The organism is Burkholderia sp. Ac-20345, from assembly GCF_017104825.1.
Taxonomy (GTDB): domain Bacteria; phylum Pseudomonadota; class Gammaproteobacteria; order Burkholderiales; family Burkholderiaceae; genus Burkholderia; species Burkholderia lata_B.
This window is the reverse complement of record NZ_JAAGPO010000192.1, coordinates 1-19,600: the sequence shown is the minus strand read 5'-3', so window position 1 is coordinate 19,600 and position 19,600 is coordinate 1. Positions and strand designations below refer to the sequence as shown.

General features: G+C 65.0%; 22 protein-coding genes and 2 pseudogenes. 21 read left to right on the top strand and 3 right to left on the bottom strand.

Annotation, left to right across the window (positions count from 1 at the left end; all coding sequences use genetic code 11):
- The 8 genes and pseudogenes from G3O06_RS38790 to G3O06_RS38755 form a co-directional block, all read left to right on the top strand.
- Nucleotides 1–474 (top strand): annotated as a pseudogene (locus G3O06_RS38790) (SAM-dependent methyltransferase); the annotation flags it as partial.
- 195 nt (nucleotides 475–669) lie between these two features.
- Entirely contained in the window at nucleotides 670–1,194 is a 525-nt protein-coding gene (locus tag G3O06_RS38785) for a DUF2244 domain-containing protein (protein WP_174916248.1), read from the top strand.
- 55 nt (nucleotides 1,195–1,249) lie between these two features.
- Nucleotides 1,250–2,845 (top strand): cytochrome c oxidase subunit II, encoded by a 1,596-nt coding sequence (gene coxB, locus G3O06_RS38780; protein ID WP_174916201.1) that lies wholly within the window; start codon nucleotides 1,250–1,252, stop codon nucleotides 2,843–2,845.
- A gap of 43 nt (nucleotides 2,846–2,888) precedes the next feature.
- Nucleotides 2,889–4,496: a cytochrome c oxidase subunit I gene (gene ctaD / locus G3O06_RS38775; protein WP_069248929.1), complete on the top strand. Its 1,608-nt coding sequence runs from the start codon at nucleotides 2,889–2,891 to the stop codon at nucleotides 4,494–4,496.
- Between the two features lie 80 nt (nucleotides 4,497–4,576).
- Nucleotides 4,577–4,717, top strand: a complete 141-nt coding sequence (locus G3O06_RS38770; RefSeq protein ID WP_174916200.1) for a cytochrome oxidase small assembly protein — start codon at nucleotides 4,577–4,579, stop codon at nucleotides 4,715–4,717.
- 35 nt (nucleotides 4,718–4,752) lie between these two features.
- The gene (locus G3O06_RS38765) at nucleotides 4,753–5,361 is read left to right on the top strand and encodes a cytochrome c oxidase assembly protein (protein ID WP_011353276.1); all 609 of its coding nucleotides are present in this window, start codon (nucleotides 4,753–4,755) and stop codon (nucleotides 5,359–5,361) included.
- Nucleotides 5,362–5,377: 16 nt separating this feature from the next.
- Nucleotides 5,378–5,578, top strand: coding sequence for a DUF2970 domain-containing protein (locus G3O06_RS38760; protein ID WP_174952994.1), 201 nt, complete (start codon nucleotides 5,378–5,380; stop codon nucleotides 5,576–5,578).
- A 141-nt stretch (nucleotides 5,579–5,719) separates the two neighbouring features.
- Nucleotides 5,720–6,577, top strand: coding sequence for a cytochrome c oxidase subunit 3 (locus G3O06_RS38755; protein ID WP_174916198.1), 858 nt, complete (start codon nucleotides 5,720–5,722; stop codon nucleotides 6,575–6,577).
- 171 nt (nucleotides 6,578–6,748) lie between these two features.
- Here the strand turns inward: G3O06_RS38755 and G3O06_RS38750 are convergent, their stop codons facing one another.
- Nucleotides 6,749–6,958, bottom strand: coding sequence for a twin transmembrane helix small protein (locus G3O06_RS38750; RefSeq protein WP_011353273.1), 210 nt, complete (start codon nucleotides 6,956–6,958; stop codon nucleotides 6,749–6,751).
- A gap of 84 nt (nucleotides 6,959–7,042) precedes the next feature.
- Here G3O06_RS38750 and G3O06_RS38745 point away from each other — a divergent pair, with 84 nt between their 5' ends.
- Genes G3O06_RS38745 through G3O06_RS38725 form a run of 5 tightly spaced genes read left to right on the top strand, consistent with a single transcriptional unit; the run spans nucleotide 7,043 to nucleotide 11,124 of the window.
- Entirely contained in the window at nucleotides 7,043–7,753 is a 711-nt protein-coding gene (locus tag G3O06_RS38745) for an SURF1 family protein (protein WP_241020454.1), read from the top strand.
- A 60-nt stretch (nucleotides 7,754–7,813) separates the two neighbouring features.
- Complete coding sequence (locus G3O06_RS38740; RefSeq protein WP_174916196.1) at nucleotides 7,814–8,440, top strand: cytochrome C oxidase subunit I; 627 nt, start codon at nucleotides 7,814–7,816, stop codon at nucleotides 8,438–8,440.
- Between the two features lie 24 nt (nucleotides 8,441–8,464).
- The gene (locus G3O06_RS38735; protein ID WP_174916195.1) at nucleotides 8,465–9,577 is read left to right on the top strand and encodes a COX15/CtaA family protein; all 1,113 of its coding nucleotides are present in this window, start codon (nucleotides 8,465–8,467) and stop codon (nucleotides 9,575–9,577) included.
- 8 nt (nucleotides 9,578–9,585) lie between these two features.
- Entirely contained in the window at nucleotides 9,586–10,488 is a 903-nt protein-coding gene (gene cyoE, locus G3O06_RS38730) for a heme o synthase (RefSeq protein ID WP_085042142.1), read from the top strand.
- 18 nt (nucleotides 10,489–10,506) lie between these two features.
- Nucleotides 10,507–11,124, top strand: coding sequence for an SCO family protein (locus tag G3O06_RS38725; RefSeq protein ID WP_046544363.1), 618 nt, complete (start codon nucleotides 10,507–10,509; stop codon nucleotides 11,122–11,124).
- Between the two features lie 151 nt (nucleotides 11,125–11,275).
- Here G3O06_RS38725 and G3O06_RS38720 read toward each other — a convergent pair whose 3' ends face one another.
- On the bottom strand, nucleotides 11,276–11,566 hold the full coding sequence (locus G3O06_RS38720; RefSeq protein ID WP_039346187.1) for a YciI family protein: 291 nt from the start codon (nucleotides 11,564–11,566) through the stop codon (nucleotides 11,276–11,278).
- Between the two features lie 249 nt (nucleotides 11,567–11,815).
- Here G3O06_RS38720 and G3O06_RS38715 point away from each other — a divergent pair, with 249 nt between their 5' ends.
- The 4 genes from G3O06_RS38715 to G3O06_RS38700 all read left to right on the top strand — a co-directional run bounded on the left by G3O06_RS38715 (nucleotide 11,816) and on the right by G3O06_RS38700 (nucleotide 15,653).
- The gene (locus tag G3O06_RS38715) at nucleotides 11,816–13,420 is read left to right on the top strand and encodes a methyl-accepting chemotaxis protein (RefSeq protein ID WP_174971564.1); all 1,605 of its coding nucleotides are present in this window, start codon (nucleotides 11,816–11,818) and stop codon (nucleotides 13,418–13,420) included.
- A 204-nt stretch (nucleotides 13,421–13,624) separates the two neighbouring features.
- Nucleotides 13,625–14,440 carry a MetQ/NlpA family ABC transporter substrate-binding protein gene (locus G3O06_RS38710; RefSeq protein WP_048247030.1) on the top strand — a complete coding sequence of 272 codons (816 nt, stop codon included), beginning with the start codon at nucleotides 13,625–13,627 and terminating at the stop codon, nucleotides 14,438–14,440.
- Between the two features lie 431 nt (nucleotides 14,441–14,871).
- Nucleotides 14,872–15,327, top strand: a complete 456-nt coding sequence (locus G3O06_RS38705; protein ID WP_205819263.1) for an STM2901 family protein — start codon at nucleotides 14,872–14,874, stop codon at nucleotides 15,325–15,327.
- Nucleotides 15,321–15,653, top strand: a complete 333-nt coding sequence (locus tag G3O06_RS38700) for a DUF1493 family protein (protein ID WP_174997273.1) — start codon at nucleotides 15,321–15,323, stop codon at nucleotides 15,651–15,653. Before G3O06_RS38705 ends, G3O06_RS38700 begins: the two co-directional genes overlap by 7 nt.
- 18 nt (nucleotides 15,654–15,671) lie before the next feature.
- Here the strand turns inward: G3O06_RS38700 and G3O06_RS38695 are convergent, their stop codons facing one another.
- The gene (locus G3O06_RS38695; protein ID WP_136471176.1) at nucleotides 15,672–15,980 is read right to left on the bottom strand and encodes a VF_A0006 family four-cysteine protein; all 309 of its coding nucleotides are present in this window, start codon (nucleotides 15,978–15,980) and stop codon (nucleotides 15,672–15,674) included.
- 323 nt (nucleotides 15,981–16,303) lie between these two features.
- Between G3O06_RS38695 and G3O06_RS38690 the strand changes: the two genes are divergently transcribed.
- From G3O06_RS38690 to G3O06_RS38675, 4 genes and pseudogenes are all read left to right on the top strand, one after another.
- Nucleotides 16,304–17,269, top strand: coding sequence for an ABC transporter substrate-binding protein (locus G3O06_RS38690; protein ID WP_174916190.1), 966 nt, complete (start codon nucleotides 16,304–16,306; stop codon nucleotides 17,267–17,269).
- A gap of 139 nt (nucleotides 17,270–17,408) precedes the next feature.
- The gene (locus G3O06_RS38685) at nucleotides 17,409–18,305 is read left to right on the top strand and encodes an ABC transporter permease (protein WP_174971568.1); all 897 of its coding nucleotides are present in this window, start codon (nucleotides 17,409–17,411) and stop codon (nucleotides 18,303–18,305) included.
- A 1-nt stretch (nucleotide 18,306) separates the two neighbouring features.
- The gene (locus tag G3O06_RS38680; protein ID WP_011353261.1) at nucleotides 18,307–19,101 is read left to right on the top strand and encodes an ABC transporter ATP-binding protein; all 795 of its coding nucleotides are present in this window, start codon (nucleotides 18,307–18,309) and stop codon (nucleotides 19,099–19,101) included.
- A 227-nt stretch (nucleotides 19,102–19,328) separates the two neighbouring features.
- Nucleotides 19,329–19,439 (top strand): annotated as a pseudogene (locus G3O06_RS38675) (recombinase RecA); the annotation flags it as partial.
- Nucleotides 19,440–19,600 lie beyond the last annotated feature (161 nt).

Genomic DNA, 19,600 nt, shown 5'->3' with positions numbered 1-19,600 from the left:
GTGACCGGGCTGCTGATGTTCAGCACGCTCGGCCCCGATACGCTGCGCGAATTGCGCGCGGCCTGCGCGGACGCCGAAGCGGCACTCGGCATGGCGCCGCCCGCCGCGCGCGTGATCGACTTCGTCGACATGCACGATCTCGGCGACATGCTCGTCGAGAGCGGCTTCGAGATTCCCGTGATGGATCAGGAAGTGCTGACCGTCACCTACAAATCCCCTGACTCCCTGCTGGCCGACGTGCGCCGCTGGGGCGCCTATCCGTTCGACCGCGAGGCGCCGCAGCGCGCGACGCGGCGCTTTCGCGCGGCGCTCGGCGACGCGCTGGAGGCCCGCCGGCGCGCGGACGGCACGATTCCGCTGACGTTCGAAGTGATCTACGGCCACGCATGGAAGGCCGTGCCGCGCACGACTGCCGAAGGGCACGGGATCGTGCGCATCGAGGATATCGGAAAGGGGCGTCCGAAGAATCGGTAAAGCGGTAAAGAGGGGTTTTGTTATGTCTGAAATTAGCGGCGCAAAGCGGGGTCGAATTGGCGCCTGAAATGGCCGGAAAGCTTGTCGCGCTTGGCTCGCGGGCCGATAGTCGCTTGCTTGTGGATGCCATTGAACCCGCCTATAATGCGTCAGCTTGTCGTCCCGGGGTCCCCGCAATACGGGCCGACGAGTCCGATGCAGGCATGCATCGCATGCCATTCGCGTGAGGCGGCGATGGAAGCAGCGAGGGTTTTGGCGGAGACGACGAACGGCGAGCCGGTCCTCGAAGACTGGCTCATGAAACGCAACTGTTCGGCGTCGCCGCGTCAGTTCGTGCTGTTTTACGTGTCGCTCGCGGGCTTCTCGCTGGTGATCGCGACATTGCTGATGTGGCGGGGGGCTTGGCTCGTCATGCCCTTCACCGGAATCGAGTTGCTGGCTGTGGGTGTCGCATTTGCGATCTATGCTCGCCATGCGGTCGATTACGAACGCATCAGGCTGTATCCGCACCGGCTCGTGATCGAGCGGATGGATGCGGAGCGGCTCACGCAGATCGAATTCAACCCGCGCTGGGTGCGGGTCGAGCCGGGTGCGACGCCACGCGATCCGATTCGACTGGTATCGCGCGGGCAGACCGTCGTAATCGGGCAGCATCTCGCGCAGCACAAGCGTGCGCAGTTCGCCGACGAACTGCGCGTGTCGCTCAGGCGCTGCGGCTGACGAGGCGCGGGCACCGGCGGATAGGGCCGGCGGCTTGCGACGGGGGAGGGTTTGAATGGAAATTTTGGGTAAGGATGCTATGAAAACAATCAAGCGAGCCCTCACGGGCGTGCTGGCATGCAGCGGATTGCTCTTTGCCGGTGCCGCCCTGGCGGTCGGTGATAGCCCGGGCGGCCCCCGCGTCAACGAGATCAACTTTCAGCCGCCGGTCACGAAGATCGCCGAGGAGCTCTACGATCTCCACACGATGATGCTCATCCTGTGTACGGTGATCTTCGTCGGCGTGTTCGGCGTGATGTTCTATTCGATCTTCGCGCACCGCAAATCCAAGGGCCACAAGGCCGCCAATTTCCATGAAAGCACGACCGTCGAGATCATCTGGACGATCGTGCCGTTCGTCATCGTCGTGCTGATGGCGCTGCCGGCGACGAAGGCCGTCGTCGCGATGAAGGACACGACGAACGCCGATCTCACGATCAAGGTCACCGGCTACCAGTGGAAGTGGGGCTACGACTACGTGAAGGGCCCGGGCGAGGGCATCGGCTTCCTGTCGACGCTCAGCACCCCGCGTGACGAAGTGATGGGCAAGAAGCCGATCACCGACACCTATCTGCAGGAAGTCGACAACCCGCTCGTCGTGCCGGTCAACAAGAAGATCCGCATCATCACGACCGCGAACGACGTCGTCCACTCGTGGTACGTGCCCGCGTTCGGCGTGAAGCAGGATGCGATCCCCGGCTTCGTGCGCGACACGTGGTTCAAGGCCGACAAGGTCGGTACGTTCCGCGGTTTCTGTACCGAGCTGTGCGGCAAGGAACACGCGTACATGCCGGTCGTGGTCGTTGTCCTGTCGGATGACGACTACGCGAAGTGGGTCACCGCGCAGAAGGCCAAGCTGGCCAGCGCCGCGGTCGATCCGAACAAGGTCTACACGATGGCTGAACTCGTCGCGCACGGCGAGGAAGTCTACAAGGCGAACTGCGCGGCCTGCCACCAGGTGAGCGGCAAGGGTCTCGGCGCATTCCCGGCCATGGACGGCAGCCCGATCGTGAACGGCCCGATCGCCGGCCACGTCGAGCGCGTGCTGCACGGCAAGGGCGCGATGCCGTCGTGGGCGTCGCTGTCGGATCTCGACATCGCATCGGTCGTCACGTACGAACGCAATTCGTGGGGCAACCACAAGAACGACCTGCTGCAGCCGAAGCAAGTGGCCGACGCGCGTAACGGCAAGATGCCGGAAGACGCGGCGGGCGCAGCGGCAGCCGCACCGGCCGAAGCAGCTTCGGCACCGGCGCAAGCCGCGTCGGGCGCAGAGCAGCCGGCGGCAGCGGCATCGGCCGCACTGTCGACGATCTACTTCGAGACGGGCAAGAGCGTGCTGCCGGCCGACGCGAAAGCGGCGATCGCCGCCGCGGCCGACTATGCGAAGGCACATCCGGACGCGAAGCTCGCGCTGTCGGGCTTTACCGACAAGTCGGGCTCGGCCGACGCGAACGCCGAACTGGCGAAGCATCGCGCACAAGCCGTGCGCGACGCGCTGAAGGCAGCAGGCGTGGCGGAAGACCACATTATTCTCAAAAAGCCGGAAACGATCACGGGCGGGGCTGACGCGAAGGAAGCCCGGCGTGTCGAGATCGGCCCGGCGGCTTGACGTGTCGCTGAGTTAGTCGACGTATTCGCATTAGGAGATTCTCATGTCTAGCATCGGGCACGACGTAGCCGCGGACCACGCGCACGACGACCACGCGCACGAAATGCCGCACGGCTGGCGGCGCTGGCTGTTCGCCACCAACCACAAGGACATCGGTACGCTGTACCTGTTGTTCTCGTTCATCATGTTCCTGTCGGGCGGCGTGATGGCGCTCGCCATCCGGGCCGAGCTGTTCGAGCCGGGCCTGCAGATCATGCGTCCGGAGTTCTTCAACGAACTCACGACGATGCACGGCCTGATCATGGTGTTCGGCGCGATCATGCCGGCGTTCGTCGGCTTCGCGAACTGGATGATTCCGCTGCAGATCGGCGCGTCCGACATGGCGTTCGCGCGGATGAACAACTTCAGCTTCTGGCTGCTGCCGGTCGCGGCCGTGCTGCTGGTCGGTTCGTTCTTCGCGCCGGGTGGCGCGACGGCCGCCGGCTGGACGCTGTACGCACCGCTGTCGACGCAGATGGGCCCGGGCATGGACTTCGCGATCTTCGCGGTCCACATCATGGGCGCGTCGTCGATCATGGGCGGGATCAACATCGTCGTGACGATCCTGAACATGCGCGCACCGGGCATGACGCTGATGAAGATGCCGATGTTCGCATGGACGTGGCTGATCACGGCTTACCTGCTGATCGCGGTGATGCCGGTTCTGGCAGGCGCGATCACGATGGTGCTGTTCGACCGCCACTTCGGCACGTCGTTCTTCAACGCGGCAGGCGGCGGCGATCCGGTGATGTACCAGCACATCTTCTGGTTCTTCGGCCACCCCGAGGTGTACATCATGATTCTGCCGGCGTTCGGGATCGTGTCGCAGGTGATCCCGGCGTTCGCACGCAAGACGCTGTTCGGCTATAGCTCGATGGTGTACGCGACGGCTTCGATCGCGATCCTGTCGTTCATGGTCTGGGCGCACCACATGTTCGCAACGGGCATGCCGGTCACCGGCCAGCTGTTCTTCATGTACGCGACGATGCTGATCGCGGTGCCGACGGGCGTGAAGGTGTTCAACTGGCTCGCGACGATGTGGCGCGGCTCGATGACGTTCGAAACCCCGATGCTGTTCGCGATCGGCTTCCTGTTCGTGTTCACCTTCGGTGGTCTCACGGGCCTGATGCTCGCGATGGCGCCGCTCGACATCCAGTATCACGGTACCTACTTCGTGGTGGCGCACTTCCACTACGTGCTCGTGGCCGGCTCATTGTTCGCGCTGTTCTCGGGCTGGTACTACTGGGCGCCGAAGTGGACGGGCTGGATGTACAACGAGACGCGCGGCAAGATCCACTTCTGGGCGTCGATGATCTTCTTCAACCTGACGTTCTTCCCGATGCACTTCGTCGGTCTCGCAGGCATGCCGCGTCGCTATGCGGACTACCCGGCGCAGTTCACGGACTTCAACCAGGTGGCGACGATCGGCGCATTCGGCTTCGGCCTCGCGCAGGTGTACTTCCTGTTCGCGGTCGCGCTGCCGGCCTACCGTGGCGGCGGCGAGCTGGAAAAGGCGTCGGACAAGCCGTGGGATGGCGCGGAGGGTCTCGAGTGGACGGTGCCGAGCCCGGCTCCCTTCCACACGTTCGAGCAACCGCCGCACGTCGAGTAAGTTTCACAGTGCGTTCCGCCGCTGCCTGCCGCGCAGGCAGGCGCGGCGGGCGCCGAATTGAAGTTTCAGCGAAGTTTCAGATGAACCGGAATCCACAACAAAGACGAACGCCCGAGCAGATTCGCGCGGGCAACAAGCGGCTCGGCCTCATCCTGCTCGTCATCGCCGCCGTCTTTTTTATGGGTGTCGTGATCAAGCAGTGGTGGCTGTCCACTCACTGATGCAGCAACAGACGCAGTAGCGAGGAAGTTGTCGTATGTCGAAGCCGGAAGAGGGCGCCGTCGATCGGGCGTTCAATCGTTCGATGCTGGTGAAGCTCTTCGTCGTGGCCGGGCTGATGTTCGGTTTCGGCTTCGCGCTGATCCCGATGTATCGGGCAATCTGCCAGATCACCGGTATCAACAACCTGGTGCAGCGCGATGTCAGTGAGCGCGAGGTGAAGAACTCGCAGGTCGACACCAGCCGCACGGTGTCGGTCGAGTTCGATGCGAATGCGCGCGGGCCGCTCGGTTTCAAGCCGGAGCACAACAGCCTCGACGTGCATCCGGGCGAGCTGACGACGATCGTGTACGACGTGACGAACGGGCAGGGCCGGCCGGTCGTTGCGCAGGCGATTCCGAGCTACGCGCCGAAGCAGGCGACGGAGTTCTTCAAGAAGATCGAGTGCTTTTGCTTTACGCAGCAGACGCTGGCCGCGAACGAATCGCGCAAGATGCCGGTGGTGTTCGTGATCGATCCGAAACTGCCGAAGGACGTGAAGACGATCACGCTGTCGTACACGTTCTTCGAGCTGAATACGCCGGCCACGCCGGCGCCCGCGCCGGGCAAGACCGCGGCGCAGGGCGCGGCGAAGCCGGACGCATGACGACGGAGGCGGGGCGATGACGGAGGGCAAGCGGGGCGGGTCGTTCGGCCAGGCGCTGAAAGCGGTGCTGTGGTCGTTCTTCGGGGTGCGCAAGCGGCGCGACCTGGAGGCCGACGCGACGCAGCTGAATCCGCTGCACGTGCTGATCGTCGCGTTGCTGGCGGCCGGTTTGTTCATCGGCGTGCTGATCCTGATCGTGCGTGCCGTCGTGGGCTGAAGCCCGCGGCCACGAAAGAAGAATGCAGTGCGCGGCGCCACGGCGGCGCGTGCAGGAAGGAGCGGTGGTGGTCACGCCGCGCAAGAAATAAAGCCGGAGCGGTTTCCGGTAAACAAATTGGACTGAAGTGGAGAATCAAGCATGAGCGGTCAAAACCAGACCCCGTACTATTTCGTGCCGCATCCGTCGCACCATCCGATCAGTGCGGCCATCGGCCTGCTGGTCATGCTCGGATCGGCGGCGCTGTGGATCAACGGTCACGACTGGGCGCCGTTTACGGCGCTGCTCGGCCTGCTTTGGTTGCTCTTCACGCTGTATCACTGGTTCGGCGACGCGATCGCCGAATCGGAGGGCGGTCATTACGGCAAGAACGTCGACAAGTCGTACCGCTGGAGCATGAGCTGGTTCATCTTCTCGGAAGTCATGTTCTTCGGCGCGTTCTTCGGCGCGCTGTTCTATGCGCGTGAAATCGCGTTGCACCAGCTCGGCAGCCTCGACTACAAGCTGATCTGGCCGGATTTCTCCGCCGTGTGGCCGAACGAAGGCCCTGCCGCGCTCGCCGGTCACTTCAAGACGATGGGCCCGTGGCCGATCCCGACGCTGAACACCGCATTCCTGCTGTCGTCGGGCGTGACGCTGACGATCTCGCACCACGCGCTGCGTGACGATCATCGCAAGAAGGCGATCGCCTGGATGGCCGCGACGCTCGCGTTCGGTATCTGCTTCCTGTTCCTGCAGGGCTTCGAGTACTACCACGCGTACAACGAACTGAACCTGACGCTGAACTCGGGCGTGTACGGTTCGACGTTCTTCCTGCTGACGGGCTTCCACGGCTTCCACGTGTTCCTGGGCGGCACGATGCTCGCGGTGGTGCTGGTGCGGATGATCCGCGGCCACTTTACGGCTGATCACCACTTCGCATTCGAAGGCGCCGCGTGGTACTGGCACTTCGTCGACGTCGTCTGGCTCGGCCTGTACGTCGTCGTCTACTGGCTGTAAATGGAACAACGGCCCGCGCAGCAATGCGCGGGCCGTTTTCATTGGGTCGGCCGGGCAGCGTGACTGCCGGCCTTCACCACCCGGGCGCCGCCGCGACTCAGTCAGGCGGCGCTTTTGCTTGGTGCCGTGGCCGTGCGGCGAAATGTCACAGCGGCCGCGGCGGCAAACGGATCAACGCCCGATCGGCAGGCCGGTCGAATGGATCCAGCCCATCCAGTTCGCGATCAGGATGAGCAGGAACAGCGACACCGACAGCCCGACGCGGGTGGCGAGCGACCAGACCATGCGTTTCGTGTGGCCCCGGTCGTGCATCATGAAGTAGAGCGCTGAGCCCATGCTGGCAATGATGAGGACGAAGGCGATGGGAACGAGTATGTGCATGACACGAACCGGACGACGGCAATTCGAAAGGAAGGGGATAATTATCGCACTTCGCTTTCCGGCACGTGCCGGGCGGGCCGCATGATGAAGATTCGCTGGCTGCCTGCGCTGCTGATTCTCGTCGTCGTCGCGGTCACGATCCGTCTCGGTTTCTGGCAGCGCGACCGCGCGCACCAGAAGGAAGCGCTGCAGGCGAGCATCGAGCGCTACGAGCAGGCGGTGCCCGTCGACGTCGGCGCGCAGCCGATCCCGCTCGCGTCGATCGAGTTCCATCGCGTGCGTGCGACGGGCCGTTTCCTGCCCGGGCAAGCCGTGTTCCTCGACAATCGGCCGTATAACGACCAGCCGGGTTTTTACGTCGTGATGCCGTTTAAACTCACGGGCGGCGGCGTGGTGCTCGTGAACCGAGGCTGGCTGCCGCGCAATATCGCCGATCGCACGGCGATCGAGCCGTTCGCGACACCCGCGGGCGACGTCGAGATCGTCGGCATCGCGCGCGCCGACGCGTCGCGTGCGTTCGAGCTCGGCGAAGGCGGGTCGGCGGTGCACCAGAAGATCCGGCAGAACCTGGACGTCGCCGCGTATGCGAAGGAAACGGGGCTGCCGCTGCAGCCGTTCGTGATCCAGCAGACGAGCGACGACGGCGACAAGCTCGTGCGCGACTGGCCGGCGGCGACGACCGGCGTCGAGCGCAATTACGGTTACATGTTTCAGTGGTGGGCGATGGCGGCGGCCGCGCTCGGCTTCGGCCTGTACGCCGCGCGGCGTGCGGCGAAGAAGTCGGCCGGCGCGTGAGCGCCATGCCAGGACGCGGCGCTGGCGCCGCGGGTTCGTTTCGAGAGGTCTGATTTGTCCATGCAATCTCCCCGTCAGGGTTCGGCCGCTGCGCCGATGTCGCCGGCGGCCCGCAAGCGCGGCCGCTGGATGCTCGTGCTGCTGGGTCTCGTGTGCGCCGCACCGATGATCGCGTCGTACTTCACCTATTACGTGATCAAGCCGAAAGGCGGCTCGACCAACTACGGCACGCTGATCGAGCCGCAGCGCCCGATCCCCGCGGATCTGCAGGTGACCGACGAAACCGGCAAGACCGTGCCGCTGTCGTCGCTGCGCGGTGTGTGGCTGTTCGTGATGACCGACAGCAGCGCGTGCGACGAAGCCTGCGCGAAGAAGCTCTATTTCATGCGCCAGATCCGCGTCACGCAGGCGGGCGAGCGGCACCGGCTCACGATGGTGTGGCTGCGCAGCGATGCGGGCGCGATGCCGCAGAAGGTGCTGGATGCGTATCCCGACACGCGCCGGCTCGTCGCCGACCCGGCCGCGGTGGCCGCGTGGCTGCCGGCCGACGCCGGCACGAAGGACAGCGACCACATCTACATGGTCGATCCGAACGGCAACCTGATGATGCGTTTCCCGAAGGATCCGAATCCCGGCAAGATCAAGGCGGACGTGACGAAGCTGCTGAAGTGGTCGAGCATCGGCTAAGGCAATACGAGAGGCAATGAACCGATGGCGTATCTACTGCAACTCGGCCTGATCGGCTTCTGCATCGCGCTGCTGCCGCTGTCGTACGTGTGGGTGAAGGCCGACGACAACAAGTTTCGCAAGCTGGTGTGGATCACCACCTTCCTGACGCTCGACCTGGTGATGTTCGGCGGCTTCACGCGGCTGACCGATTCGGGGCTCGGCTGCCCGGACTGGCCCGGCTGCTACGGCACGTCGTCGCCGTTCATCGCGCACGCCGCGATCACGGCCGCGCACCAGGCGATGCCGACGGGCCCCGTCAGCATGTCGAAGGCGTGGATCGAGATGATCCACCGCTATTTCGCGATGGCGATCGGCGTGCTGATCATCGCGCAGGTCGTGATCGCGTGGTCCGCGCGGCTGCGCCGCCGCCCGCTGCACGTGTCGCCGTGGTGGCCGACGAGCCTGCTGCTGCTGATCCTCGTGCAGGGCGCGTTCGGCGCGTGGACGGTCACGATGAAGCTGCAGCCGGTGATCGTCACCATCCACCTGCTGCTCGGCCTCATGCTGCTCGGCACGCTCGGCTGGCTCGCGGCGCGGCAGACACCGCTGCCGTCGTATGACCCGGAAGCCGGCCGCTATCGCGCGGCCGCGCTCGCGGCGCTCGTGCTGCTGGTCGTGCAGATCGCGCTCGGCGGCTGGGTGAGCACCAACTACGCGGTGCTCGCGTGCACCGACTTCCCGACCTGCAACGGCCAGTGGATTCCGCCGATGGACTTCCAGCACGGCTTCCACCTGTGGCGCGCGCTCGGGATGACGAAGGACGGCGACGCGATCACGCAGGACGCACTGGTCGCGATCCACTGGACGCACCGCACGTTCGCGTTCGTCGTGGTCGCGTACCTGGTCGCGTTCGCACTGAAGATGCGCCGCTTCGAATCGCTGCGGCGGCCCGCGAACGGCGTGCTGCTGGTCGTCCTGCTGCAGTTCGTGACGGGCCTGACCAACATCGTGCTGCAGTGGCCGCTGCCGGTTGCCGTTGCGCACAACGGCGGGGCCGCGATCCTGCTGCTGCTCGTCGTCATGTTAAACTTTCGCATCCTTTCAAGCCGCCCCGGCCGTGTCGCGCAGCCTGCGCGCGACGCCGCCCCGGCGTGACCGCCCCCATGCAAAGCACCCTCTCCCAATCGCCCGGTAGCCGGTTTTCGCAATACATGGCGCTGACGAAGCCGCGTGTCACGCAGCTCGCGGTGTTCTGCGCGGTGATCGGCATGTTCCTCGCGACGCCGGGCATGGTGCCGTGGCACGTGCTGATCGGCGGTACGGTCGGTATCTGGCTGCTGGCCGGCGCCGCGTTCGCGATCAATTGCCTCGTCGAACAGAAGATCGACGCGATGATGCGTCGCACCGCGTGGCGCCCGTCCGCGCGCGGCGAGATCACGACCCCGCAAATCCTGGTGTTCTCGGCCGTGCTCGGCAGCGTCGGCGCATGGACGCTCTATACCTTCACGAACCCGCTGACGATGTGGCTGACGATCGCCACCTTCGTCGGCTACGCCGTGATCTACACGCTGCTGCTCAAGCCGATGACGCCGCAGAACATCGTGATCGGCGGCGCGTCGGGTGCGATGCCGCCGGCGCTCGGCTGGGCCGCGGTCACCGGCGCGGTGCCGGGCGACGCGTGGATCCTCGTGCTGATCATCTTCGTGTGGACGCCGCCGCATTTCTGGGTGCTCGCGCTCTATCGCCGCAAGGATTACGAGAACGCGGGGCTGCCGATGCTGCCCGTCACGCACGGCGAGAAGTTCACGCGGCTGCACATCCTGCTGTACACGGTGATCCTGTTCGCGGTCACGCTGATGCCGTTCATCTCCGGGATGAGCGGGGCCGTCTACCTGACGAGCGCGGTGCTGCTCGGCGCGGTGTTCCTTGCGTATGCGTGGAAGATCCATCGCGACTATTCGGACGAACTCGCCCGCAAGGCCTTCCGCTACTCGATCGTCTACCTGTCGCTGCTGTTTGCCGCGCTGCTCGTCGATCACTATGCACGCCCGCTGCTCGGCGTGTAACCGCACGGTTTGAACGCAATGCTCCAATCAAGGTTCGGGCGCCGCGCGCGCCAAGGCTGGATGCTCGCATGCGCATTCACGGCAGCGCTGCTGCTCGCCGGATGCGACAACGCGCCGAAATTCCAGAATCTCGACATCACCGGCAACACGCAGTTCGGCAGCGACTTCTCGCTGCCCGATACGGCCGGCAAGGTGCGCACGCTCGCCGACTTCAAGGGCCGTGCCGTCGTGATGTTCTTCGGCTATACGCACTGTCCGGACGTATGCCCGACGACGATGGCCGAATTGTCCGAAGCGCTGAAGCAGCTCGGGCCCGATGCCGCGAAGCGCGTGCAGGTGCTGTTCGTCACCGTCGACCCGGAGCGTGACACGCCGGCGCTGCTCGGCCAGTACGTGCCCGCGTTCGATCCGTCGTTCATCGGCCTGCGGCCGGCTGACGAAGCGGCACTGAAGAAGGTCACGAAGGATTTCCGCGTGTACTACGCGAAGGTGCCCGGCAAGACGCCCGGCAGCTACACGATGGATCACACGGCCGCGAGCTACGTGTTCGACCGCGACGGCAAGCTGCGCCTGTTCGTGCGCGACGGCCAGGGCCCCGGCCCGTGGGTCCACGACCTGAAGCTGCTGGTCGACTGACCGGCAGCCGCCGGGCGCCCGGCCCGGCGATCACGTGACGGCCGCCGCGCGCCGTCACGCTTTCCCTCTCTCTTCGTTGTTTGCCTGCGCCGCCTGTCGAGCGGCGTGTCGGCTTGCGCACGTATCGCGCAGATGTCGCGCAGGTGTCGCGTCAGGGCAGCGCGGGCACGTTGAAGCCGGATGCGGCACGCGTGATCCGGAATTCCGTCACGCGATACGTGGCGAGCCCCTCGGTGACGAACGGATCGGTCTTCAGGATCGCGTCCAGCTCGTCGCGATCGATGCGGGCCGCGAGGATCACGCCGCCTTCGCGCGGCACCTTCGGCCCGGCCGCGATGAAGATGCCCTTGTCGAACTGCGGCTGCAGGAATGCGCGATGGCGTTCGAGCGCGTCGTCGATGCGCTCGAGCGATGCGGTGTAGTGGATGTCGATGACGTACATGGATGGCCCCCGGAATGGTGCCGGCTCCTCGTGTGCCGGCTAGCCGGTCTTTTTAGCACAGCGGATGCGGGCTGTCGTGCCGGCGGGCGCGGTGCGGGGCGGTGCGCGGGCGGCATGCCGGGCGCCGGTTCGCCGCGTCTGCTCGTATTCAAGTTGTAAGCCTCGGTGCCGTAAATAAATGGGCAAGCGTTTGCGCGCGGCAGGCCGTTCGCGCGCAGCGTGCGCATCGACATCGACAAAGGCACGCAGATGAGCAGAATGAGTTTGAACCGCAAGCTGTGGCTCGCGCTTGCGCTGGTATGGATCGGTCTCCTGGGCGTCGGCGCATGGAGCGCGTACGAAACGCGCGCGACGATGCTCGCCGAACGCAAGGCAGGCATCGCGAATCTCGTCGATTCGGCGGCCGGCATCGTGAAGGCGTATCACACGCTCGCGCAGAGCGGCACGCTGCCCGAGGCCGATGCGAAGCGCGACGCGCTCGCGAGCCTGGCCGCGATGCGCTATGGCGATGCGGGCTACGTGTTCGTGATGGACTCGAAGCCCGTCGTGCTGATGCATCCGACGCTGCCGAAGCTGGTCGGCACGCAGGTCGGCGACTATCTTGACCCGGACGGCAAGCCGCTGTTCGTCACGATCCTGAACGCCGCGAAGGAAACCGGCAGCGGCTTCGCCGAGTACCGCGGGCGCCTGCCGCACAGCGAGACCGCCGTGCCGAAGATCAGCTACGTCACGCGCTTTACGCCGTGGGACTGGAACATCTCGAGCGGCGTCTTCCTGAAGGACATCGACACCATCTACTACCGGACGCTGCTCGGCCACCTCGCGGTCGTGTTCGTGATCGGCTTCGTGATCAGCGCGGCGATGCTGGTGATCATCCGCAACGTGCGCAGCAGCCTCGGCGGCGAGCCCGACGAAGCGGCCGCGCTCGCGACGCGCATCGCGCAGGGCGACCTGACGCAGCCGGTGCCCGTGCGTGCGGGCGACCGCACGAGCATGATGGCCGCGATGCACGACATGCAGGCGCGGCTGCAGGCGACGATCGGCGGGATTCGCCAGTCGGCCGGATCGATCGCGTCGGCGAGCCGCCAGATCTCGGCCGGCAACGACGACCTGTCGCAGCGCACCGAGGAGCAGGCCGCGTCGCTGGAAGAAACCGCCGCGAGCATGGAGCAGCTGACCGCGACGGTGAAGCAGAACGCCGACAACGCGCGGCAGGCGAGCGGGCTCGCGAACAGCGCATCGGAGATCGCGCGTACCGGGAGCGACGTCGTGAACCGCGTGATCGGCACGATGGGCGAGATCGACGACAGCTCGCGCAAGATCGCCGACATCATCGGCGTGATCGAGGGCATCGCATTCCAGACCAACATCCTCGCGCTGAACGCGGCGGTCGAAGCCGCGCGCGCCGGCGAGCAGGGCCGCGGCTTCGCGGTGGTCGCGGGCGAAGTGCGCTCGCTCGCGCAGCGCAGCGCGACGGCGTCGAAGGAGATCCGCGAGCTGATCGTCGACTCGGTCGAGCGCGTGCGCAACGGGTCGACGCTGGTCGGCCAGGCCGGCACGACGATGGGCGAGATCCTGCAGGCCGTTGCACGCGTGACCGACATCATGGGCGAGATCGCGGCGGCGTCCGAGGAGCAGGCGAGCGGCATCACGCAGGTCGGGCGCGCGGTCACGCAGATGGATCAGGTGACGCAGCAGAACGCGGCGCTCGTCGAGGAGGCCGCCGCTGCCGCCGCGTCGCTGCAGGAACAGGCCGCGCGGCTGCGCGATGCAGTCGGCGCGTTCCGGGTCGGCGGGCAGGTGGGCGAGCGTGCCTTCGAAACGAAGGCGGCGGACCAGGCGGCGGTGGCGTAACGCGCCCAGGCTGATGCGCGACTCGCATAAACGCAACTAACGGCCGAGCCGCGCAGCTGCCGCGAGCACCGCTGCAGTGCATACCCATATGAGCGGGATGTATTTCACTTCGCGCCGATCCTGTGACACCATTTGCCCCTTCCTGCGAGTCGGGGCATACCCGTATCGCGCCCCATTTTTAGTAAGCAAGCAAGCGAGAAACAGATGAAGCGTCGCAGTCTCCTGAAGGTATTTTCCGTGCTGGCCACCGGTGCAGCGCTGACGCTGTCGGCAGGCGCGCACGCCGAAGACAAGGTGATCAAGGTCGGCACGGTTGCCGGCCCGGATTCGGAAGTGTGGCAGCTCGTGCAGAAGGTCGCGAAGGAGAAGGAAGGCCTGAACGTGAAGGTCATCGAGTTCAACGACTACGTGCAGCCGAACGCGGCGCTCGACTCGGGCGACCTCGACGCGAACAGCTTCCAGCACCAGCCCTACCTCGACAGCCAGGTGAAGCAGCGCGGCTACAAGATCGTGAGCGCGGGCCTGACCTACATCTCGCCGATTGGCGTGTACTCGAAGAAGTTCAAGGCGCTGAAGGACCTGCCGCAAGGCGCGAAGCTGGCGGTGCCGAATGATCCGTCGAACGAGAACCGCGCGCTGCTGCTGCTGCAGACGCAAGGCGTGATCAAGCTGAAGGCGGGCGCAGGCACGGGCGGCAACAACGCGACGGTGCTCGACATCGCCGAGAACCCGAAGAAACTGAAGATCTCCGAACTCGACGCCGCGCAACTGCCGCGTGTGCTGTCGGATGTCGACGCGGCCGTGATCAACACCAATTACGCGCTCGCCGCGAACCTGCAGCCGACCAAGGACGCGATCGCGCTCGAAGCGCTGACGAGCCCGTACGCGAACCTGATCGCCGTGCGCGCGAAGGACAAGGACCAGCCGTGGGTGAAGAAGCTGGTCAAGGCATACCAGTCGCCGGAAGTGCGGGAATTCATCAAGAAGCAGTTCAAGGGCTCGATGGTCGCGTCGTTCTGAACGCGATCGGATGACCGAACGAAGGCCTGCACGTGCAGGCCTTTTTTTATGTGTGATGGGTGGTGTTCTGTTGCTGCTGCGCATGCGTTGGCAGCGTGGCTCTGACGTGCTTGCGAGGTGCGCAGGCGATGTGAAGATCGCTCACTGCATTTGCGCTTATCGATCAGCACGGTTCCGTAACGGTATGTCACGTTGGAGTCGGTTCATCGTGCCGCTGGTCGAACGCGGAATCGGTATACGCTTTCCCTCCCCGGCATCCCGCCGAGCCCCGTCGTTGCTCACTCGAGCCAAATAATAACGACCTCCAAGGAGATTGCACGATCGTCGCGACATGAATTTTCAGTGGATCGGCGGGAATGTGTTTGTGTCCCGGTCGCGTCTCTTCGTTAGACTGAAAAGGCACTTCAAATAATCACTCGCGAGGACGACGAATGGGCGCTGCCGACAAGTCGGGCGGAGTTTACTACTATTATGGGATGGCGAATCTGACTGCCGGGGAGCTATTTTTCTGGATCATGGTTGACGAAACGATGAATCAACTGGGCATCGATGATGCGGTATCCGTTGGCATGATTTTGCTTGGTAGGAACAATTTGCCGACCCGAATGAAACCCGGTGGAGCGATAAGGGGGACATCGTATGCAAGCCAATATTCGAGAAGGGTTTTTCGAAAAATGCAATTCCCGTTTGGCCTTCAGTTGCCTACGCTGGTCGGAGGGCCGGTAAGGGACCTGAAAGTCAGAGTGGTGAGAAATGTCGGAACCTTTGTGGGAAGAACAATACCTGTGATCGGATGGGGAGTTCTCGCGAGTGACGTTCTAACCATTACTTACAAGGCGGTGAGTCACTACAACAGAGTTGCGAGAGAGGGCGACAGAATATGGTAGATATCGATCGCCAGGTAATCGATTTTGTGAGGGGGAAATCCGGGTTTTATCTGTTGTCAGGAGGTAGGGGTATAACTGAGAACACAGATCTGGATGTTGATCTGGGTTTTGATGCGGCTGAGGTCGAAGAGGTGATGAAGGAGTACTCGGAGGAATTTAATGTCGACATGAGCGGATTCGACATTAAAAAATATTATCCGGAAGACGATTCCTCGTTGCTTGACTTGATCAACCCGTTCAAGAAGAGAGTAATTCATCGGGTTCCGGACCTGAACGTCCGCATGTTGATCGTTTCGGCTAAAGCAGGGCGCTGGCTCTTCAGTTAACAGGCGCGCGCCGCACCCTCACATCTCGCCGCGCCGTGAGCAGATCGACATGATCTGCTGGATCGCATAGTTGTCGCGCACGCCCGGCAGCGACTGCACGACGCACTCGTGAAAGCGCCGCTCGCGCGGCAGCAGCATCGCGTTGTTGCGATACAGCGCGTCGCACGAGCGCTGGATCAACTGGGCCGCCGCACCGTTGCGGCTTTCGCGCAGCGCATTGAGCATGCAGTCGTCGTATTGCGCACTGCCGTCGGTCAGCGCGAACGCCGCACCCGGCAGCGCCAGCGCGACGGTCGCGAATGCGATGGCTCGGATCCCCCGTTTCATGTGCCCTCCGATGGCGTGGACTGGGTCGGCCGACAGCATAACGTAAAGCCGCGAGCGCGGCTGACGCGTTGCGCCGGGGCCGGCGGGAACCGCCGCCGGCTGGGCTTCACGCGCGTTCGCGGGCGCTGCGATTCGGGGTGTGATGCGAAAGCGCGGAGTCAGGCGGTGGTCTGCGGAAATGGTATCCTCGTGCGTTCGCCGCTGCACGCTTTCCCGGAGCGTGCGCGGGCCGGCTGCCACTGCGTCGTACGCATGGCGGCGCCCGCCCGACGGCGGCGGGAATCCATCATCCAGAACCGACACAATACGGGGGAGACACACCCATGAAGCGTTTCAAGACTTTCGCGATCCGTTCGATCACGGCCGGCGTGGCCGCACTCGCGCTGGCAGGTGCCGCGCACGCACAGACCGTCAAGGTGCTGTCGATCGTCGATCACCCGGCGCTCGATGCGATCCGCGACGGCGTGCGCGCCGAGCTGAAGGCGGAAGGTTACGGCGACGACAAGCTCAAGTGGGAATACCAGAGCGCGCAGGGCAACACGGGCACGGCCGCGCAGATCGCGCGCAAGTTCGTCGGTGACCAGCCCGACGTGATCGTCGCGATCGCGACGCCGGCCGCGCAGGCGGTGGTTGCATCGACGAAGAGCGTGCCGGTCGTCTATTCGGGCGTCACCGATCCGGTCGCCGCGCAGCTCGTGAAGGGCTGGGGCCCGTCGGGCACCAACGTGACGGGCGTGTCCGACAAGCTGCCGCTCGATCGCCAGGTCGCGCTGATCAAGCGCGTCGTGCCGAATGCGAAGACGGTCGGCATGGTCTACAACCCGGGCGAGGCGAACTCGGTCGTCGTCGTGAAGGAGCTCAAGGCGATCCTCGCGAAGCAGGGGATGACGCTCAAGGAAGCGGCCGCGCCGCGTACCGTCGACATCGGCCCGGCCGCGAAGAGTCTGATCGGCAAGGTCGACGTGATCTACACGAACACCGACAACAACGTCGTGTCCGCGTACGAAGCGCTCGTGAAGGTTGCGAACGAAGCGAAGATCCCGCTCGTCGCCGGTGACACCGACAGCGTGAAGCGCGGCGGCATCGCGGCGCTCGGCATCAACTACGGCGACCTCGGCCGCCAGACGGGCAAGGTCGTCGCGCGCATCCTGAAGGGCGAGAAGCCGGGTGCGATCGCGTCGGAAACGAGCAGCAACCTCGAGTTGTTCGCGAACACGGGCGCGGCCGCGAAGCAGGGCGTGACGCTGTCGCCGGATCTGCTCAAGGACGCGAAGACGGTCATCAAGTAAGCCGCGGCCCGACCGCTGCGCTTGCGGGCCCGATCCGGGCCTGAACGACACCGCCGGACGGGCGGCTCCCACCCGGGGCCGCCCGTTCGCTTCGCCCGGCCGTACACGTCCGGCCGGGAAGCAACAGGATTTCCCCATCATGTCTCTGTTCTCGTTTCTGGGCGCGCTGGAGATCGGCCTGATCTTCAGTCTCGTCGCCCTCGGGGTGCTGATCTCGTTTCGCATCCTCAACTTCCCCGACCTCACCGTCGACGGCAGCTTTCCGCTCGGCGGCGCCGTCGCCGCGACGCTGATCTCCGCCGGCTACGACCCGTTCAGCTCGACCTGCATCGCGATCGTCGCGGGCGCGGCGGCCGGCTTTATCACCGGCTGGCTCAACGTGCGCCTGAAGATCATGGACCTACTCGCCAGTATCCTGATGATGATCGCGCTCTATTCGGTGAACCTGCGGATCATGGGCCGGCCGAACGTGCCGCTCATCACCGAGCCGACCCTCTTCACCGTGCTGCAGCCCGACTGGATGCCCGACTACGTGCTGCGCCCGGCGCTGCTCGCGATCGTCGTCGTGGTCGCGAAGCTGGGCCTCGACTGGTTCTTCTCGTCGCAGCTCGGCCTCGCGATGCGCGCGACCGGCGCGAACCCGCGGATGGCGCGTGCGCAAGGCATCGCGACCGGCCGCGCGACGCTCGCGGGGATGGCGCTGTCGAACGCGCTCGTCGCACTCGCCGGCGCGTTGTTCGCGCAGACGCAGGGCGGCGCGGATATCTCGATGGGGATCGGCACGATCGTGATCGGGCTGGCCGCGGTGATCATCGGCGAAACGCTGCTGCCGGCGCGCCGGCTCGTGCTGACGACGCTCGCCGTCGTGCTCGGCGCGATCGTCTACCGCTTCTTCATCGCGCTTGCGCTCAACAGCGAATTCATCGGGCTGAAGGCGCAGGATCTGAACCTCGTGACGGCCGCGCTCGTCACGATCGCGCTGGTGCTGCCGGCGACGCGCAAGAAGCTGTTCGCGCGCAAGAACGGAGGGGCCTGACATGCTGTCCGCACAAGACCTGAAACTCACGTTCAATCCCGGCACGCCGATCGAGACGCGCGCGCTGCGCGGGCTGTCGCTCGAGATTCCCGACGGCCAGTTCGTCGCGGTGATCGGCTCGAACGGCGCCGGCAAGTCGACCTTCCTCAATGCGGTCAGCGGCGACCAGGCCGTCGATGCGGGACGCATCTCGATCGACGGCACGGACGTCACGCGCAAGGCCGCGTGGGATCGCGCGCACCTCGTCGCGCGCGTGTTCCAGGATCCGATGGCCGGCACCTGCGAGGCGCTGACGATCGAGGAGAACATGGCGCTCGCGATGGCGCGCGGTGCGCGGCGCGGCTTCCGGGCCGCGCTCGACCGGCCGTCGCGCGAGCTGTTCCGCGACAAGCTGCGGCTCCTGAACCTCGGCCTCGAGAACCGGCTGACCGACCGGATCGGGCTGCTGTCGGGCGGCCAGCGGCAGGCGGTGAGCCTGTTGATGGCGTCGCTGCGGCCGTCGCGGATCCTGCTGCTCGACGAGCACACGGCCGCGCTCGATCCGAAGACGGCCGCGTTCGTGCTGGAGCTGACCGCGCGCATCGTCGCCGAGAGCAAGCTGACGACGATGATGGTCACGCACAGCATGCGGCAGGCGCTCGACTACGGTGACCGCACGGTGATGCTGCACCAGGGGCAGGTCGTGCTCGACGTGTCGGGCGACGCGCGCAAGGGGCTCGACGTGCCGGACCTGCTGCAGATGTTCGAGAAGGTGCGTCACGAGCAGCTCGACGACGACGCGTTGCTGCTCGGCTGACGGGCAGCCGGCGGACCGGCGCGATGCGGGGGACCGCATCGTGCCGGTTGGCTCGCGGGGCGGCGTGCAGGCACGATCCGGCCACGCCCGCTCCGGCGTGGCGTAACATGACGGCCGCGCCGGCTTTCCCGTCGTTTTTCCTCTGACGAAAACCGGTTTCGCACCGGTGCTGTGCGACGCGAGCGCATTGCCATATACTGTATATCCATACAGTTGTGGGTGGCGTCATGCTCGCATCCTCCATTTCTCCCGAATCCCTTCATCCATCGCTTTGGCGCGGCTCGCAGCTCGCGCGCGGCGGTCCGCGCACGATCGAGACCGGTTTCGCACCGCTGTCGGAGGGAGGTAGAACGTGCGGTGGGGGTAGAGTGTGATCATACGTTTGCAATTCTGTGGGGAGTGGGCGTATATAACAAAAAAAAGAATGTGATAAGTAGGACTAGTCAATCACTCGCACACGAGATTGTTCAGTGCTTACTCCTACAGCTTCGCTGCCTCT